This window comes from Halogeometricum pallidum JCM 14848, assembly GCF_000337095.1.
Taxonomy (GTDB): domain Archaea; phylum Halobacteriota; class Halobacteria; order Halobacteriales; family Haloferacaceae; genus Halogeometricum; species Halogeometricum pallidum.
Genome location: NZ_AOIV01000045.1, coordinates 80,316 through 97,996, shown reverse-complemented (window position 1 = coordinate 97,996; position 17,681 = coordinate 80,316). Strand labels below are relative to the sequence as shown.

Sequence of the window (17,681 nt, the reverse complement as noted above, 5' to 3'; positions counted from 1 at the left end):
ACGCGGTGAACGGCCGGAAGAGAGGCTCAGTCGAACTCGCCGAGAGAGACCTGCCCGTCCGTCGCGTCGCCGACCTCCCGCCCGCCGTCGCCCTCCGCGCCCGCCGACCCCTCGCCGGCCCCGTCGGTCGACACCGCCGCGGCCGACCCCTCCCAGCCGTCGAGTCGGGACTGGTCGGCGTCGGCGAACGAGAGGTTGGAGACGCGGACGCCCACCTTTCGTGCGGCGTCGCCGTCGAACTCCGTCAGGAGGTCGAGCGCGACCTCTCGCACGAGTTCGGGGTCGTCGACGGGGCCGGAGAGCGACCGCGCGCGCGTGTTCACGTCGTACGGCGGGCGGACCACCTTGATGCCGATGGTGCGGTACATCGCGCCGCGACTCCGCGCGCGGTCGGCCACGTCGGCCGCGAGGCCGGTGACGACGTCGGCCTTCTCCGCCGAGTCGGCCGTCGCCTCGGCGAACGCCGACTCCCGCGAGAGGCTCTTGGGTCGCCCCGTCGGCGTCACCTCCCGGTCGTCGACGCCGCGCGCCCGGTCGTGGAGTTCGCGCCCGCGCGACCCGAACCGCTCCTCCAATCGGTCGGGGTCCGCGGCCGCGAGGTCGCCCGCCGTCCGAATCTCCATCTCGCCCATCTTCCGCGCCGTCACGGGACCGACGCCGTGAACCTCCGTGACGGAGAGAGGTGCGAGAAAGTCGCGGACCGACCCGGGCGGGACGACGACCAGTCCGTCGGGTTTGTCGTGATCGGAGGCGACCTTCGCGGCCGACATGTTGGGCGCGACGCCGACGCTGGCCGGGACGCCCACCTCGCGGGCGATGCGCTGTTTGAGGTGGCGGCCGACGCCCTCCGCGAGCGTTCGCTCCCGTTCCCCGTCGCCGCCGACGGTCCGCCACGCGGTGCTGTCGGTCACGTCGAGATACGCCTCGTCGATGCTCACCTCGCGCACCACGTCGGCGCACTCGTGCAGAATCTCGCGCACCTCCTCGGCGACGGACTCGTAGAACTCGATGTCGACGGGGCGGTAGTGCCCGCCGGGTTCCTCGTCCGACTCCGTAATCGGCGGGAGGCGTTCGAGAGCCTGCGAGATGGGTTGGGCGCTCTCGATGCCGAACTCGCGCGCCTCGTAACTCGCGGTGGCGACGGCGCCGAACGACTCGCCGTCCTCGTAGCCCATGCCGACGACGAGGGGTTCCCCGCGGAGGGCGGGTTCGCGCAGGCGTTCGCAGGAGGCGTAAAAGCAGTCCATGTCGACGTGGAGGACGACGCGCGCGTCGGTGCGTTCCTCGCGCGTCACGCCGGGTAGCGTCTCGCCCGCCATACCGGCGTTCGGTCCTCCGGACTCGTTAGTGTTCGCAAAGCGGAGCGAAAGTGAACCCGGAGCGTCGACGGCGAGAGCGAGAGGGACGCCGACGTTCGTCGGCGCGGGAGGAAACGGAGGGACGGTGAGGACGGTCGGTTCCGCGGGACGCGACTATCTCACTTCAGCCGTTCTTGGAGGAACGACGGGTGCGCGGCGGTGACGCCGTCGATGGAGAGTATCTGTTCGGCGATGACGTCCCCGAGGGCGTCGCCGTCGGCGGCGCGAACCTCGGCCATCAGCATGTGGTCGCCCGAGGAGGAGTACAGCGACTCCACGTCCTCTAACTCCTTCAGGGCGCGCGTCGCCTCGACGTACCGCTCGGAGGCGATGTCGATGCCGACGAACGCGATGGACTGCCCGGAGAGTTTCTTCGGGTCCACGTCGGCGGAGTAGCCGACGATGACGCCGTCGGACTCCAGTTTCTGGATGTACTTGCGGACCGTCGGTTTCGAGACGTCCGCTCGTTCGGCGATTTCCGCGTAGGACGCCTGCGCGTCCTGTTCGAGGACGGCGAGGATGCGTCCCTCCGTGGAGGTTGCTTCCATAGCTAACTGTTTTGCTTCGCTGAAAAAATATCTTCCGAATCGGAAAACAGAATCGGCGGCGGATTCGGACGCCGAAAACGGCGCCTCGTGGGCGTTACTTGTGCTTGTCGAGGAACATGTCGTACGAGCGCTCCCACTCGTAGTCCTCGTCGAAGTAGCGCTCCGCGAGGGGTTCCTCGGGCATCTCGCCGATGTTCTGCTTCTCCTGCTGGTAGGACGGGCGGTCCTCGTCGTGGTAGTACCGACCGGTGAGGACGGTACCCTCGTTGAGGGCGTTCTCAGTCTCGTACATCAGGTCGGAGGCGGACTTGCGGTCGGAGACGTCGATGTCGTAGTCCTCCGAGTCGTTGATGTCGATGTAGGGAACGTACTGCTTTGCGTCCTTGTTCCAGGTCGGACACTGGGTCAGGAAGTCGATGTGGCTGAACCCGTCGTGCTCGATGGCCTCGACGATGATGTCCTTCGCCTGGTTCGGGTTGACGGCGGCGGTGCGGGCGACGTACGACGCGCCCGCGTTGAGGGACATCGACAGCGGCCGAAGCGGCTGTTTGGCCGAGCCGTGAGGCTGGGTCTTCGATTTGTGACCCATCGGCGACGTGGGCGAGGTCTGGCCCTTCGTCAGGCCGAAGATCTCGTTGTTGAACACGATGTAGGTCATGTCGTGGTTCTCGCGGGCGGAGTGCATGAAGTGGTTTCCGCCGATACCGTAGCCGTCGCCGTCGCCGCCGGCGGCGACGACCGTCAGGCCGGGGTTCGCGAGTTTCGCGGCGCGCGCGATGGGGAGCGAGCGACCGTGGATGGTGTGGAAGCCGTAGGAATCGAAGTAGCTGTTCAGCTTACCCGAGCAGCCGATGCCCGTGACGACGAGCATCTCCTCGGGCGACAGCCCGAGTTCCGCCGCGGCGCCCTTCAGGGCCTTGAGGACCCCGAAGTCGCCACAGCCGGGACACCACGTGGGCTGGGGTTCGAGTCCGGGCGTGTACTCGTTGCGGTCTCGTTCGACGTTCTCGCCGATTGCGTTGAATGCGCTCATTAGTTAATCACTCGCTGCGGGGACGAATTTGGTCTCGTGGGTGGGCAGTTCCTCACCTTCGACGATGCTCTTGACGAAGCCCTCGGTGATCTCGTCGGGTTCGAACGGGTTACCGTTGTACTTGAGGAGACTCGAGAGCTTCTCGCCGTACTTGCCGATTTCCTTCTGCGTGAGGCCGCGGAACTGCGCCGAGGCGTTCATCTCGACGACGAGACACTCGTCGACGCTCTCGAGGAACTCCGACACCTGCTCGACCGGGTACGGCGCCATCTCGGAGACGCCGAAGGCCTTCACGGAGTGGCCGTCGTCGTTGAGTCGGTCGACGGCCTCCTCGACGGTCCCCTGCTGGGAGCCGAACGTCATGATGCCGTACTCGGCCTCGTCGGGGCCGTAGTGCGTGTTGTTCGGCACGTCGCCCTCGTCGAGTTCCGCGCGGATGGCCTCGAGTTTCTCCATGCGACGGTTCACCTGGTAGACGCGGTTGTCCGGGTCCTCGGCGATGTGACCGGCGGGCATGTGCTCGTTGCCGGTCGCGAGGTAGCGACCGCCCTTCTGACCGGGGATGGACCGCTGACTGACGCCGTTCTCGCCCTCGTACTGGAAGCGGTTGTACTTCCCGGAGGGGTCGTGCGGCGCGTCCGCGAGGTCCTCCTCGGAGATGACCGAGCCGATGTCGCCGTTCGGTTCCTCGTCGAAGACGCTGGCCGGGACGTTCCGGAGTTCCCCGCCGTTCTTCTGGTCGTAGAGGACGATGGACGGGATCTGGTACTCGTAGGCGATCTGGAACGCCTTGCGCGTCTGGCGGTACGCCTCGGCGGCGTCCGAGGGCGCGAAGACGACGCGGTGAGAGTCGCCCTGCGAGGTGTACAGGACGTGTTCGAGGTCGCCCTGTTCGGGCTTGGTCGGCATACCCGTCGAGGGACCGGCGCGCATGGCTTCGACGAGGACGACCGGCGTCTCGGTCATCTCGGCGAGGCCGAGCGGTTCGGACATCAGCGCGAAGCCGCCGCCGGAGGATCCGGACATCGCCTTCGTGCCGGCGTGGGAGGCGCCGATGGCCAGCGCCGCCGCCGCGATTTCGTCCTCGACCTGCTCGGAGATACCGCCGACCTCGGGCAGGTTCTGGGACATGATGGTGAACACCTCGGTCCACGGGGTCATCGGATAGCCCGCGATGAACCGGCAGCCCTCGTCGAGGGCGCCGTAGGCGATGGCGTCGGACCCCGACAGGAGCACCTGCTCCTCGTCGTGTTCGCCCTCGGGCACCGAGATGTCGGGGGCGTCGACGTCGTACTCCTCTCGGACCATCTCGTGGGCCGCTTCGAGGATTTCGAGGTTGGGGTCGAGGATCTTCTCGGGCATCGCATCGCGCATGAGGTCCTCGATCCACTCGGTGTCGATGCCGGCGATGGCGCACGTGACGCCGACGCCGGCCGTGTTGCGCATGACCTCGCGCCCGTGCTCGCGAGCCATCGTGCGCAGGTCGATGTCGTAGACGTGCCAGTTGTTCTCCTCGACGCGTTCGTCGAAGTCCTCTATCTCGCTGGTGTCGAGCAGCCCGGAGTCGTAGACGATGACCCCGCCTTCGCGAAGTTCGTCGAGGTTCTCCGACAGCGGCTTGACCTCCTCGTTACCGTAGTACGCGTTCTCCTGCGGGTTCCGGGCGAACGAGTCGCCCAGCGCGAGCAGGAAGTTGTAGCCGTCCCCGCGGGACTTGACGGGGTCGGCGGAGGCGCGAATCTCCGTGTACGTGTGGCCGCCGCGAATCCGCGACGGGTAGTGACGGTGTGTGAATACGTGAAGCCCCGAACGCATCAGGGCCTTCGCGAAGTTTTGGCTCGTCGAGGCGATACCGTCCCCAGAACCGCCTGCGATTCGCCAGATAAGTTCATCGTCAGTCATATCTTCCACTCAGGCCCGCGAGGGCCATTAATACATATTTTCGTGAGGAGGAGATTAAAGCCTTTGCTATGAGTTAACAAGGAAAGATGATGATAGACCTAATATTCATAGTACACTCCGCGGAAGTCGTCCATTTGTGGACACACGACCAGTTTTCCCGTCGGGGCGAGGCAAGAATCGCCTCCCCGTCGGTTCCCCGGAACGGCGTTACTCGTTCCCCGGACTACGGGGGTGGTAATCGGTGTCGTACTCGCCCGCCTTCCCGTCCATCCGGTCGGGGTTGACGCGTCCGCCGAGGAGCATGAAGTCGACGATGGTGAGATACAGCATCGCCTCGACGACGGGGACGGCCCGCGGCGGGAGCACCGGGTCGTGTCGGCCGACGACCTGAATGTCCTTCTCCTCGCCCGTCTCCCAGTCGACCGTCGTCTGCGCTTTCGGAATCGAGGTGGGCGCGTGCCACGTCACCTCGCCGAATATCGGCTGACCGGTGGTGATGCCGCCCTGGATGCCGCCGTGTTTGTTGCCGACCGGCGTCGGGTCGCCCTCCTCGTCGAACTCCCAGTCCTCGTTTCGGTCCTTGCCGGTCCACTCGCGCGCCTCGCGGCCGAGGCCGAACTCGAACCCCGTCGTCGCCGGGATTGCCATCATCGCCTGCCCGAGTCGCGCCGGGAACGAGTCGAACCGCGGCGCGCCGAGGCCGCGCGGGACCCCGCGCGTCTCGAAGTAGATCGACCCCCCGATGGAGTCGCCCTCCTCCTGGTACCGCTCTATCTTCTCGAGCATCTTCTCGGCCGTCTCGGGGTGCGCACAGCGCACCTCGTTCTCCTCGGCGTGTTCGACCATGTCCTCGAACGTCACCGGCGGCGCCTCCACGTCGCCGATCTGGTTCACGTGGGCTTTGACCTCGACGCCCTCCGCTTCGAGAACCTTCTTGGCCACCGCGCCGGCGGCCACCCAGTTCACCGTCTCGCGCGCGGAGGACCGGCCGCCGCCGCCCCAGTTGCGCGTACCGAACTTCGCGGAGTAGGTGAAGTCGCCGTGAGAGGGCCGCGGCGCCGTCACGTACGGTTCGTACTTGCCCGAACGGGCGTCCTTGTTCTCGATGACCATCCCGATGGGCGTGCCCGTCGTGTAGCCGTCCTGCGTCCCCGAGTTGATGGCGACGGCGTCGGGTTCGCCCCGGGAGGTGGTTATCATCGACTGGCCCGGTTTCCGTCGGTCGAGTTCCGCCTGCACGTCGTCCTCGTCGAGTTCGAGGCCGGCCGGGCACCCCGAGACGGTGACGCCCATCGCGTCACCGTGGCTCTCGCCGTAGGTCGTCACCTGGAAGAGTCGGCCGAAACGGTTGCCGTTCATTACCCGTCGCTCTGTGACGCGGGCATTTAGAGGTTGCAGAAAGGCGCAAACGGGGCGACGGGAGAGCTACGTCGTTTCCCCGCTTATCGATCCCATGACCGACTCAGACCCGACGCTCCGCGAACGCCTCGAAGAGACGTTCTGGGCGCGTCACGCGAACCCGTGGAGCGCCGGCACGCGCTTCCTCGCGCTCCCCGCCCTGATGACCGCCGTCTACCGCCGCGACCGGCGCCTCCTCCTCGCGACGCTCGCGTTCACGCTCGTCAACCCGGTGGTGTTCCCGGCGCCGGAGCGGACGGACTCGTACCTCAGCCGAATCGTCCTCGCCGAACGCGAGTGGCTGAGCGAAGGTAACGGAACGATGGGGACGGACTACCCGAACGTACTCAACCTGTGCAACGCCGTCGCGACGCTCTACGCCCTCGTCTCGGCCGTGCGCCGCGACCGCTTCGGGACGGTCCTCGGAACGCTCTGTGCGATGGAGTTCAAGCTCCGGTGGGTCGACGCCGTCGTTCGGGAGACGGGCGTGACCGGCGAGGGACCCACCGGGCCGGCGGCGTCGAGTGCGGAATCGAGCGCCGAGTAGCGCCTACTCGTCGCGCCGGACCGACGTCCCCAGCGACTCCAGCGTCTCGAAGAAGTTCGGGAACGACACGTCGACGTGTTCGGCGCCGGTCACCGTCGTCTCGCCGTCGGCGACGAGTCCGGCCAGCGCCAGCGACATCACGATGCGGTGGTCGTGCCTGCCGTCCACCGTCGCGCCCGTCAGGTCCGTCTCGCCGCCGTGGACCGTCAGCCGGTCGGTCTCCTCGGTGACCGAGGCGCCCATCTTCTCCAACTCCTCGGCCATCGCGCTCACGCGGTCGGTCTCCTTGTAGCGGACGTGCTCGCAGTTCTCGATGACGGTGTCGCCGTCGGCGACGGCGCCGAGGACGGCGATGGTCGGCAGGAGGTCCGGCGTGTCGCCCACGTCCACCGTCGTCCCCGAGAGGTCGGCGCGCGAAACGGTCAGTTCGCCCGCATCGCGGTCCCACTCGACGTCCGAACCCATCTCGCGGACGATGTCGATGATGGCGGCGTCGCCCTGCGCGCTGGGTCGGGCGCCCTCGACGACGACGGACTCGCCCTCGGCGCCGGCCGTCGCGCCCGCCGCGAGGAGATAGGAGATGGAGGAGAAGTCGCCGGGCACCTCGTACTCCCCGCCTTCGGGGTCGTAGGACTGCCCGCCGGCGACGGAGAACCCCTCGTCGGTTTGCTCGGCGTCGACGCCGTACTCCTCCAACAGTTCGAGCGTGATGTCGACGTACGGCGCCGATTTGAGCTCCGTCTCCAGTTCGACGTCGATTCCCTCCTCGGTGACGGCGCCGGCCATCAGGAGCGCGGAGATGTACTGCGAGGAGACGTCGCCGGGGATGGAGACGCTCCCGCCGGTCATTCCGCCGCCGAGGACGAGGGGCGCCTGCCCGTTCCCGCGGGTGGACTCGCCGCGGGCGTCGAGCGACTCGACGGCGTCGAGAAGCGGACCCTGCGGGCGCGAGCGGAGTGAGTCGTCGCCCGTGAGGACCGTCAGACCGTCGCCGAGGGCGGCGCAGGCGGTCACGAGGCGCATCGTCGTCCCCGAGTTCTCGCAGTTCACCACGTCCTCGGGCGTCTCGGGTCGGCCGTCGAACCCCGAGACGGTCAGCGACGATTCGTCCTCAGCCAGCGTCGTCTCGCCGCCGGAGGCGTCCACGAACCGCATCGTCGCCCGCGTGTCGGCGCTGACGAGGGGGGTCCGGACCGTCGCGTCCCCGCCGTAGCCCGCGGCGAGGATGGCGCGGTGGGTGTAACTCTTCGACGGTGGGGCGCGCGCGCGTCCCTCGACGCGAGACGGCGAGATGGTGACGTCCATGCTCTCCGATGGCGCGGGGGTCCGTATGAGGGTACCGGAGGCGGCGAGGATTCCGCTCCGGTCGGTCGCGCTCGGCGGTCCGACCCTCCCGCGCCGTTCCGGGACGCGTGCGCTTATGAGCCGCCACGTCGAAGCCGGGGCCATGGATCCGGACCTCTCGTCGCTCGACGCCCTCCTCGACGAGGAGGACGCCGACGGCTATCTCGTCGACGACACGAGCCACAACTCGACGCAGAAGTACCTCTCGGGGTTCGAGGCGCACGACCCGTTCGTGACGCTGTACACCCCCGAAGAGACGGTGCTTCTCGTCTCCGCGCTGGAGTACGGTCGGGCGAAAAAACAGAGCCGCGCCGACGAGGTGCGCCGCGTCGCCGAGTACGACTACCGCGACTTGGCCGCCGAGTACGGCCCCGCCGAGGCGAAGGCGCGCGTCCACGCGTCGTTCCTCGACGACTACGGTACCTCGTCGGTGCTGACCCCCGAGCGGTTCCCCCTCGGCCCCGCCGACGGACTCCGCGACCGGGACGTGTCCGTGACGCCCGACCACAGCGACCGGGTGACGGAGATTCGCGCCGCGAAGACCGACGAGGAGATAGCGCACGTCCGCGCGGCCCAGGAGGCCAACGAGGCGTCGATGCGCGCCGCCGAGGACCTCATCGCCGCCGCGGACGTCGAGGACGGTATCCTCGTCCACGACGGCGAACCGCTGACGAGCGAACGCGTCAAAGAGGAGATAGAGGTGACGCTGCTCCGACACGGGTGCGGACTGGACGACACCATCGTCGCCTGCGGCGCCGACGCCGCCGACCCGCACGACCAGGGCAGCGGACCGCTCCGCGCCGACGAGGCGATAATCATCGACATCTTCCCGCGGTCGAAGTCGACCGGCTACCACGCCGACATGACGCGGACGTTTCTGAAGGGTGAACCCTCCGCGGAGATTCGCGAGTGGTTCGACCTGACCCACGAGGCGTTAGCGGCCGCCCTCGACGCCGTCGAACCCGGCGTCACCGGCGAGGAAGTGCACGACGCCGTCTGCGACATCTACGAGGGGGCCGGTCACGACACCCTCCGGGCGAACCCGACGGCCGAGACGGGGTTCATCCACTCGACGGGCCACGGCGTCGGCCTCGACGTGCACGAACTGCCGCGCCTGGCGCCCACCGGCGGGGAACTGAAGCCCGGTCACGTCATCACCGTCGAACCCGGTCTGTACGACCCGTCGGTCGGCGGCGTCCGCATCGAGGACATCGCGGTGGTGACAGAAGACGGGTACGAGAACCTCACGTCCTATCCGGTCGAGTTAACCGTCTGAGCGGGGGCGGACAGCGGGCAAGAAAAGGGAGGGAACTTAGCCGCCGGAGGACTCTTCGGCGGCTTCTCCGGTCGCCTGCGACCACTGACTCTGTGCGCTCTCGTACTCCGAGAGGAGCGATTCGAGGGCTTCGGCCGTCGTTGAGTTGAGGACGCCCGCCGCCTGTCTGACCACCTCGCCGTCCTCGACGAGGAAGGCGTAGATGGTCTGTTCGCCGAGGATGCCGAGTCGGCGCTGGAAGGCCTGTTTGTCGACGGGAACGAACACCGTGTTGTCGGCCAGTTTTCGACGCGCGTTCTCCGGCGAGAGACCGCCCATCACCGACGGCGGGAGCATCCCGCTCCGGCCGCCCGTGATGAACAGTTCGTAGTAGTCGAAGTGGTCGTACTCCTCGCGGAGTTGGTTGGCGAACCCGCGCCAGGAGTCGACCAGCGTCTGCTGTCGCGTGTGGAAACTGAGAACGACGAGCGTCTGTTCCCCCTCGAAGTCGACGGGGAGGTGGACTCGGCGACCGTCACTGGTCCGCCCGGGAACCGAGGGGAATTTCATCGGTGAGAACATCTGTCTAATCCACTATAAACCTACGCAATTATCAAAACTAAAGAACTAGTCAGACGGTCGTTAGACGCCGAGTAACCGTTAGAATCCCCAGGGAGCCGATACACTCGGGGATAAATAAACCGTGTAACGTTTCTGAGAATTCTGTTCGTAGCCGCGTCTCACGGACGCGCCCGGCGCTCCGTGGCAGTCACGTATCGACGGCCCCATATAATGGTACGGCTCCGAGAATCAAAGATGATATTCGAGGACGCCGCGCGCGTCAGTTAGGCTGTTCGTAGTCGGGGTCGAACAGGTGCGCGGACATCGGGCCGGGGGAGGAACCCTCCACGACGTTGTACCGGTCGAAGTCCTCCACGCCCGCCTCCCGGAGTATCTCCTCGTCGTAGAACGAGTTGCCCGTGCAGTCGGCCGGGTCGCGGCGCAGAATCTCGGTGACGGCGTCGCAGACGATCTGCGGCGTCCGCCAGTCCTCGGGCGACCCCATGCCGAAGTGCCGCGTCGCCTCGGACTCGATGGCGGCGACGGGCCACAGACTGTTGACGCCGACGCCGTCTCCCGACAGTTCCCCCGCGAGCGACTGCATCACGACGGTCATCCCGTACTTCGAGACGGCGTAGGCGGCCATCCCCGGCCGCGCGGGGTTCGTCACCGGCGGCGAGAACGCGATAACGTGGGCGTGGTCGCTCTCCCGCAGGTGCGGCAGCGCCGTTTGCGTCGTGACGTACGTCCCGCGCACGTTCACGCCCGTCAGGAGGTCGAACCGCCTCGGCGGCGTCTCCTCGAACGGCGCCATGTGGATGGCGCCCGCGTTGTTGACGAGGAAGTCGATACCGCCGAACTCCTCGACGGTGTCGGCTATCGCCGCCTCGACGGACTCCTCGTCGCGCACGTCCAGTTGCTTCCAGATGGACTCGCCGCCGCGTTCGCGTATCTCCTCGGTCGTCTGCGTTATCGTCCCCGGCAGTTCGTCCCTCGCCTCGACGGTCTTTCCGGTCGAGACGACTTTTACCCCCTTGTCGGCGAGTTCGAGGGCCAACGCCTTGCCGATGCCGCGACTCGTTCCCGTGATAAACGCTACACGTCCGTCGAGTTTACTCTCGGCCATAGCGCCCCTACCGCGGCCGAGTACTTCACGTTTCCTCACGGACGCGGACGGGACGTTCGTGATTCGGCGGCGCCGACTCGATGTCGGCCCGCGGCGACGGCCGGTCTCGGGGCGGCGAGAGCGGAACGGCGCGGCGGGCGCGCCCCGTCACCGAACCCCTTTTGACGCCCCCGGCGCGTAGTCGGCGGCGATGGAGGTACTGGTCGTCGGCGCGGGCGAGATGGGTCGGTGGGCGGGCGCGACGCTCGCTTCCGAGTTCGACGTGGCGTACGCGGACCGCGACCCCGAGGCCGCGCGCGCCGCCGCGGCGACGACCGCCGACGCCCGAGCGGTCGCGCTCGACGCATCGGAGACGTTCGACGCGGTCTGCCTCGCGGTTCCTATCTCGGCCGCCGCCGACGCCGTCGCCGACCACGCGCCGCGCGCCGACCGCGCGGTGTTCGACGTGACGGGGGTGATGGCCCCGTCCGTCGCGGCGATGCGCGAGGCGGCCGCAGAGGCGGAGCGGTTGAGTCTCCACCCCCTGTTCGCCGCGGCGAACGCCCCGGGGAACGTCGCCGCCGTCCGCGACGCCCCCGGCCCCGTCACGGACCGCGTCTGCGACGCCCTCGCGGCGGCCGGCAACCGCGTCTTCGAGACGACGCCCGCTGAACACGACGAGGCGATGGAGACCGTACAGGCGGGGGCGCACGCCGCCGTCCTCGCCTACGCGCTGGCGGCCGAGGACGTGCGCGAGGAGTTCGCCACCCCCGTCTCGGAGGCCCTCTCGGCCCTCTCGAGGACGGTGACCGGCGGCAATCCCCGGGTCTACCGCGAGATTCAGGAGTCGTTCTCCGGCGCGGACCGCGTCGCCGACGCCGCCGCCGAACTCGCCGCGGCGGACGGCGAGACGTTCGAGCGACTGTACCGGGAGGCGAACGCGAATGCGGATGCGAACGCAGACGCGAACGCGGGCGGCGACGGGGCGGAGGAGAACGAACCACCATGATAGACAGAGACGCCGTACGGTCGAACGCGAAGTACCTGCGAAACGTCCGGCCCGTCGACCCCGAGGAGATCTGCGAGTACATCGAAGGGACGCCCCACCCCGCCGTCGTCCGCGAGGCGTTGCGGAAGGAGGCGTTCGACCTCGGCTTGGTCGAACGCGACGACGGGACGTTCGTCCCCGTCGACGACGACCCGGTCCCCTACCGGGACTGGGCGCCGACCGAGTTCCCCGAGGCGCACGCCTTTCGGTTCGAGGACCTCCTCGCGGAACGCCACGGGGCGAACTGGCACCGCGGCGAGTCCGGCGACCGACTGCGCGAGGAGATTCGCCGCCTCAAGGAGGACTACTACTACCAGAACGACGTCGAGTACGACGACGACGCCGCCCTCGGCTACGGCATCTACCACCTGCCCGACTACTACGCGGCGGTCGGCTACGTCCTCGACGACCTCGCGGAGAACGGACTCCTCCCGCGGACGCTCCGCGTCCTCGACGTGGGCGCGGGCACCGGCGGCCCCGCACTCGGTCTGCACGAGTACCTCCCCGAGGACTCCCTCGTCGAGTACCACGCCGTCGAACCGTCCGCCTCGGCCGACGTCCTCGAACGTCTGCTGGACGGGACGCGGTCGAACTTCGGAACCCGGGTCCACCGCGAGACGGCCGAGGCGTTCGACCCGTCTTCGGTGCTCCCCGAGGGCGAGGGGTTCGACCTCGTGCTGTTCGCCAACGTGCTCTCGGAACTCGACGACGCCGTCGCCGTCGCGGGGCGCTATCTCGATTTCGTCGCCGAGGACGGGTCGTTCGTCGGCCTCGCGCCGGCGGACCTCAACACGAGCACGCACCTCCGCGAGGTGGAACGCGCCCTCGCACCCGCCGACGGCGGCGCGACCGTCTACGCGCCGACGCTCCGCCTGTGGCCCGGACACGTTCCCTCCGACCGCGGGTGGTCCTTCGACGTGGGCGCGGACGTCTCCGCGCCGGCGTTCCAGCGGCGACTGGACGAGGCGGGCGAGGCGACGGAGGGGCGGACGCCCGGCGACGGCACGTTCGCGAACGAGACGGTGCAGTTCTCCTCGACGGTGCTCCGCCGCGACGGACGGCGGCGCGTCGACGTGACCGCCGACGGGGACCGATACGCCAAGATGGCCGAGATGGAGCAGCACGTCACGAACCGCATCGACCTCCTCGCGGTGAAACTCAGCGGCGACCTCTCGGCGGGCGAGGGGTCGAATCCGCTGTTCAAGGTCGGCGACGGCAGCGAGGCCGTCGAGCACTACGCCGTCCTGACCAAACGGGACGCCCTGAACGAGGCGGTCGCCCGCGCGGGCTACGGCGACGTGCTCGCCTTCGAGAACGCCCTCTGTCTCTGGAACGGCGACGAGGGGGCGTACAACCTCGTCGTCGACGCGGAGACGGTGGTCGACCGGGTCGCCTGAACGTCGCTCGGGACCGCGGCGAGCGGTAGACATTTGCGTGGTCCGCCGAACGGACGCGCATGAGCGAGTCGCTCTCTCTCCTCTTGACGAACGACGACGGCGTCGACAGCACCGGGTTTCGCGCGCTGTACGACGCCTTGGACGCCGTCGCCGACGTGACGGCCGTCGCGCCCGCGGACGACCAGAGCGCCGTCGGCCGGCAGTTATCGGCGGACGTGGACGTGGCCGAACACGAACTCGGCTACGTCGTGCACGGGACGCCCGCGGACTGCACCGTCGTCGGGTTGGAGGCGCTCTGTCCCGACGTGGACATGGTCGTCGCCGGGTGCAACAAGGGGGCGAACCTCGGCGCGTACGTCCTCGGCCGTTCGGGCACCGTCAGCGCCGCCGTCGAGGCGGCGTTCTTCGACGTGCCGGCCATCGCCGTCTCGATGTACGTCCCGCCCTCCGGCGACACGCCGTGGAACGAGACGGCGGAGGACCCCGCGGATTACCGGCACGCGACGGCGGCGGCGACGTACCTCGTCGACCGCGCCCCCGAGGCGGGCGTCTTCGAGGAGGCGGAGTACCTGAACGTGAACGCGCCGATGGCGACCGACGACGAGGACGAACCCGCGTCCCTCGAAGTGACGACGCCGTCGACGCTGTACGAGATGACCGCGAAAAGGAACGAGGAGAACGAGCGTATCACGCTCCACGACGGCGTCTGGGAGATGATGCGCGGCGGCGACCTGCCCGACCCCGAGGGCACCGACCGCCGCGCCGTCGTCGAGGGGCGGGTGTCGGTATCGCCGCTGACCGCGCCGCACACGACGAGACATCACGACGCGCTGGACTCGCTGGCGGAGTCGTATCAGGCCTGAGTCGGGGGAGGATTCCTCCCCCGCCCGACTACCGGCGACAGCCCGAACCTCAGCGAGCGTTGCTCTCGGAGGCGCTCGGACCGCTCTGTCCGGTCCGTTCGACCGGTTCGCCCCGGTTCCGTCGGCTTTGGCCCGCGCCGGACTCCGTCGTCAGGCCGTGGACGATGGCGTCGCCCGTCTCGCCGTCGAACAGGTGGACCATGGTGCGGTCGAGGACGACCTGCGTTCGCTGTCCCTCGGCCGCGTCGGTGTCCATGTCCGGAATCGGCGGCATGCTCATCAGCAACGTCGACTCGCCCATCGGGCCGCCCTCGTCCGCCGCCCCCTCGTCATCGGTGGCGGGGCCGGATATCCCGCCGTCGTCGACGGACGACTCCCCGGTCCCGTCGCCGAACTCCGCGTAGACGTAGATGTCGTCGCCGACGGGTTCGAGCACCGTCGTCGTCACGTCGATGGGCGCCGACGGCTGACCGTCCATGTCGGCGGCGTCGGCGGCGCCGACCGGTCCCTGGTCGTCCTCGATGTCTGCCCCCTCCGCGAGGTAGATATCCTCGGGGCGGACGCCGACGGTGACGCGCTTGCCCGTCTCGACGTCGCCGAGGACGCCGTCGTCGACGTCGAGTGAGAACTCGTCCGTCTCGACGCCCTCGTCGGTCACGCGCCCGTCGATGAAGTTCATCGACGGCGACCCGATGAAGCCCGCGACGAACTCGTTCGTCGGGCGGTAGTAGCACGTCAGGGGGGCGTCGAACTGCTGGAGTTCCCCGTGGTTCATCACCGCGATGCGACTCGACATCGTCATCGCCTCCTCCTGGTTGTGCGTGACGTAGATGATGGTCGCGTCCAGTTGTTTGTGGAGTTCCTGCAGTTTCGTCCGCATGTGGACGCGGAGTTTCGCGTCGAGGTTGGCGAGGGGTTCGTCCATCAGGAACACCTCCGGGTCTCGAACGATGGCGCGGGCGATGGCGACTCGCTGTCGCTGCCCGCCGGACATCTCGTCGGGCATCCGGTCGAGCATGCCGCTCATCTGGACGAGTTCGGCCGCCTCCTCGACCCGACGGTCTATCTCCTCTTTCTCGAAGTCCCGCAGGCGGAGGCCGTACGAGATGTTGTCGTAGACGTCCATGTGCGGGAACAGCGCGATGTTCTGAAACACCATCGCGATGTCGCGGTCTTTCGGCGGCAGGTCCGACACCTCCTCGTTGTTGATGTACAGGTTCCCCGAGGTGGGTTCGGTGAGTCCCGCCGCCATCTCCAGCGACGTGGATTTGCCGCACCCCGAGGGGCCGACGAGCGTGACGAACTCGCCGTCCTTGATTTCGAGGTTGAGGTTGTCGACGGCCGTTACGTCATCGTACTTCTTCGTGATGTCTTCGTAAGTTACGTCTCCCATTGTGTTACTCCTTGAGCGCACCCGAGGTCAGACCGCTGACAATTTTCTCCTGTGCGACGACGACGAGAATCGCGATGGGGATGACCCCGAGGATGCTCGCCGCCGCCATGAGGTTGTACGACGTGGCGTAGCGCCCCTGATAGCTGAGGAGGCCCCAGACGATGGTCGCCCAGTTCTGGACCCGCCCGTCGGTCATCAGGAACGCGAAGAAGAACTCGTTGTACACCGAGATGAACGTCAGCACGCCCGCGGTGGCCACGCCGGGGGCCGAGAGGGGCATGATGACTTTGAACAGCGCGCCGAAGCGGGTGTTGCCCTCGACGCGTGCGGCGTCCTCTAATCCGTCCGGAATCTGGCTGTAGAACGTCGTCAGGATGAAGATTGCCAGCGGCATGAACAGCGCCGTGTACGGCAGCATCATCGCTCCCGGTCCGTTGAACAGCATCGGACTGTTCACCGTTCCGACCCCGGGAAGGGTGAAGAACGTGATGTTCGCCGTGAACAGGCGGAACAGCGGCAGCAGGAACGCCGCCGGCGGGAAGTACGAGATGGCGAGGAAGACGAGCATGAGCGGTCTGCGGCCGGGGAACTCGAAGCGCCCGAACGCGTAGCCCGCGAAACTCGCCAGCACCAACACGATGGCCGTCGTGACGACGCCGATGATGAGGCTGTTGAGGATGTAGAGGTGGAACGGCACGCGCGTGAACACCGTCACGAACGCCTCCGGGTTGAACCCGTTCGGCAGCAGCCCCACGTCTATCATGTTTCCGCTCGGCGTCAGCGCCAGCACCAACAGCCAGTAGAACGGGAACAGCGTGGTGAACAGGAACACCCCGGTGAGGACGTAGAACAGCGCCTTGTACGTCCGCTCGGGGTTCGAGATGGACCGGCTGGCCCACCGCTGAAGCGCGTTCCCTTCGCTGTTGCTCATCTCAGATCCCCCCCGAGCCCTGCACGTCGGCGAATTTGACGATGTACACCATCACGACCAGTCCGATGAGCGCCGCGGTGACGAACGCGACGGCGGCGGCGGCGGCGTACCGACTCGTGCTGAACGTCTGGACCACCAGACACGACAGCGACGGCACCGTGTTGCACGAGGACACCGTTGTGATGAGACCGTAGACGCGCATCGCGCCGATGGTGCGGAACAGCATCGCGACCAGCACCGACGGGAGCACCAGCGGCAGCGTCACCGTCTTGAACGCCTCGAACTTCGAGGCGCCCGACACTTTCGCCACGTCGTACAGCGAGCGGTTGACGCTCTGGAGACCGGCGAGGATGATGAGCGCCATGAACGCCGACGTCTTCCACACGTCGGCGACGATGACGATGATGAGCGAGTCCATGCTGTTGGCCTGCGGCGTCGTCGAGAAAAGCCCCAACTGGTGGAGCGGTTCGACGAGGAACCCGACCGTCGGCTGGAACAGCAGGTAGAAGATCATCCCTTGGATGACGATGGGCACGGCCCACGGGAGGATGATGGCGACGCGGACCCAGCGCCGACCGCGGAAGTCCTGGTTCAGGATGATCGCCTGCCCGAAGCCGATTATCGTCTCGAAGACGACGCTCACCACGGTGAAGATGAGCGTGACGGTGACGGCGCTCGTGAACGGTTGGCTCAGGTCGAGAAACGGCCGGGGGAGCGAGGAGTTCAGGTCGCCCGTCAGGAGCCTCACGTAGTTCGAGAACCCGACGAACTCGCCCAGTCGGTCGGCGCCGTACAGCGAGTTGGCGTACAGCGACATCTGGAACGTCCGCGCCAGCGGCCAGAAGGCGATGACGGCGAACAGCAGCAGCGACGGCGCGAGCAGCAGGTAGGCGAACTGCGTGTCGCTGAGGTTCTCCACCCAGCGCTGACCGCTGGCGAACATCCCCGAGGAATCGCTCCTCGATTGCGACTGCGACCCGCCGGTTTCGGCCGACATC

Annotated in this window: 16 protein-coding genes; 5 read left to right on the top strand and 11 right to left on the bottom strand. The window is 67.6% G+C overall.

The genetic code is table 11. From position 1 onward, the window contains the following. Positions 1-26: 26 nt before the first annotated feature. The 5 genes from dinB to aroC all read right to left on the bottom strand — a co-directional run bounded on the left by dinB (position 27) and on the right by aroC (position 6,200). Positions 27-1,319 (bottom strand): DNA polymerase IV, encoded by a 1,293-nt coding sequence (gene dinB, locus C474_RS20190; protein ID WP_008390133.1) that lies wholly within the window; start codon positions 1,317-1,319, stop codon positions 27-29. A gap of 158 nt (positions 1,320-1,477) precedes the next feature. After that, positions 1,478-1,906 (bottom strand): HTH-type transcriptional regulator LrpA1, encoded by a 429-nt coding sequence (lrpA1, locus tag C474_RS20185; protein ID WP_008390132.1) that lies wholly within the window; start codon positions 1,904-1,906, stop codon positions 1,478-1,480. 94 nt (positions 1,907-2,000) lie between these two features. After that, positions 2,001-2,939 carry a thiamine pyrophosphate-dependent enzyme gene (locus tag C474_RS20180; protein ID WP_008390131.1) on the bottom strand — a complete coding sequence of 313 codons (939 nt, stop codon included), beginning with the start codon at positions 2,937-2,939 and terminating at the stop codon, positions 2,001-2,003. Positions 2,940-2,942: 3 nt separating this feature from the next. Continuing rightward, on the bottom strand, positions 2,943-4,841 hold the full coding sequence (locus C474_RS20175) for a 2-oxoacid:acceptor oxidoreductase subunit alpha (protein WP_008390130.1): 1,899 nt from the start codon (positions 4,839-4,841) through the stop codon (positions 2,943-2,945). A gap of 207 nt (positions 4,842-5,048) precedes the next feature. Then, positions 5,049-6,200: a chorismate synthase gene (gene aroC / locus C474_RS20170; RefSeq protein ID WP_008390129.1), complete on the bottom strand. Its 1,152-nt coding sequence runs from the start codon at positions 6,198-6,200 to the stop codon at positions 5,049-5,051. Positions 6,201-6,294: 94 nt separating this feature from the next. On the opposite strand from aroC, the gene C474_RS20165 reads away from it, so the two are divergent. Continuing rightward, positions 6,295-6,786: a DUF6653 family protein gene (locus C474_RS20165; RefSeq protein WP_008390128.1), complete on the top strand. Its 492-nt coding sequence runs from the start codon at positions 6,295-6,297 to the stop codon at positions 6,784-6,786. Positions 6,787-6,789: 3 nt separating this feature from the next. Here C474_RS20165 and aroA read toward each other — a convergent pair whose 3' ends face one another. Further along, positions 6,790-8,091, bottom strand: a complete 1,302-nt coding sequence (aroA, locus tag C474_RS20160) for a 3-phosphoshikimate 1-carboxyvinyltransferase (RefSeq protein ID WP_008390127.1) — start codon at positions 8,089-8,091, stop codon at positions 6,790-6,792. Positions 8,092-8,233: 142 nt separating this feature from the next. Between aroA and C474_RS20155 the strand changes: the two genes are divergently transcribed. Then, positions 8,234-9,406 carry a M24 family metallopeptidase gene (locus C474_RS20155; RefSeq protein ID WP_008390126.1) on the top strand — a complete coding sequence of 391 codons (1,173 nt, stop codon included), beginning with the start codon at positions 8,234-8,236 and terminating at the stop codon, positions 9,404-9,406. A 36-nt stretch (positions 9,407-9,442) separates the two neighbouring features. On the opposite strand, the gene C474_RS20150 is transcribed toward C474_RS20155, so the two are convergent. Continuing rightward, positions 9,443-9,955, bottom strand: coding sequence for a hypothetical protein (locus tag C474_RS20150; protein ID WP_049917248.1), 513 nt, complete (start codon positions 9,953-9,955; stop codon positions 9,443-9,445). A gap of 271 nt (positions 9,956-10,226) precedes the next feature. After that, positions 10,227-11,072 (bottom strand): SDR family oxidoreductase, encoded by an 846-nt coding sequence (locus C474_RS20145; RefSeq protein ID WP_008390124.1) that lies wholly within the window; start codon positions 11,070-11,072, stop codon positions 10,227-10,229. Positions 11,073-11,262: 190 nt separating this feature from the next. On the opposite strand from C474_RS20145, the gene C474_RS20140 reads away from it, so the two are divergent. Genes C474_RS20140 through surE form a run of 3 tightly spaced genes read left to right on the top strand, consistent with a single transcriptional unit; the run spans position 11,263 to position 14,359 of the window. After that, entirely contained in the window at positions 11,263-12,060 is a 798-nt protein-coding gene (locus C474_RS20140) for a prephenate dehydrogenase/arogenate dehydrogenase family protein (protein WP_008390123.1), read from the top strand. After that, complete coding sequence (locus C474_RS20135) at positions 12,057-13,496, top strand: small ribosomal subunit Rsm22 family protein (RefSeq protein ID WP_008390121.1); 1,440 nt, start codon at positions 12,057-12,059, stop codon at positions 13,494-13,496. The genes C474_RS20140 and C474_RS20135 overlap by 4 nt, the downstream gene beginning before the upstream one ends. Before the next feature lie 59 nt (positions 13,497-13,555). Next, a complete protein-coding gene (gene surE, locus C474_RS20130) occupies positions 13,556-14,359 on the top strand; it encodes a 5'/3'-nucleotidase SurE (protein WP_008390119.1) in 804 nt (267 codons plus the stop codon). A 49-nt stretch (positions 14,360-14,408) separates the two neighbouring features. On the opposite strand, the gene C474_RS20125 is transcribed toward surE, so the two are convergent. The 3 genes from C474_RS20125 to C474_RS20115 are packed head-to-tail and all read right to left on the bottom strand — an operon-like array spanning position 14,409 to position 17,680. Then, positions 14,409-15,752 (bottom strand): ABC transporter ATP-binding protein, encoded by a 1,344-nt coding sequence (locus C474_RS20125; protein ID WP_008390117.1) that lies wholly within the window; start codon positions 15,750-15,752, stop codon positions 14,409-14,411. 4 nt (positions 15,753-15,756) lie between these two features. Continuing rightward, positions 15,757-16,683: a carbohydrate ABC transporter permease gene (locus C474_RS20120; protein ID WP_008390115.1), complete on the bottom strand. Its 927-nt coding sequence runs from the start codon at positions 16,681-16,683 to the stop codon at positions 15,757-15,759. A 1-nt stretch (position 16,684) separates the two neighbouring features. Next, entirely contained in the window at positions 16,685-17,680 is a 996-nt protein-coding gene (locus C474_RS20115) for a carbohydrate ABC transporter permease (RefSeq protein ID WP_008390113.1), read from the bottom strand. Position 17,681 lies beyond the last annotated feature (1 nt).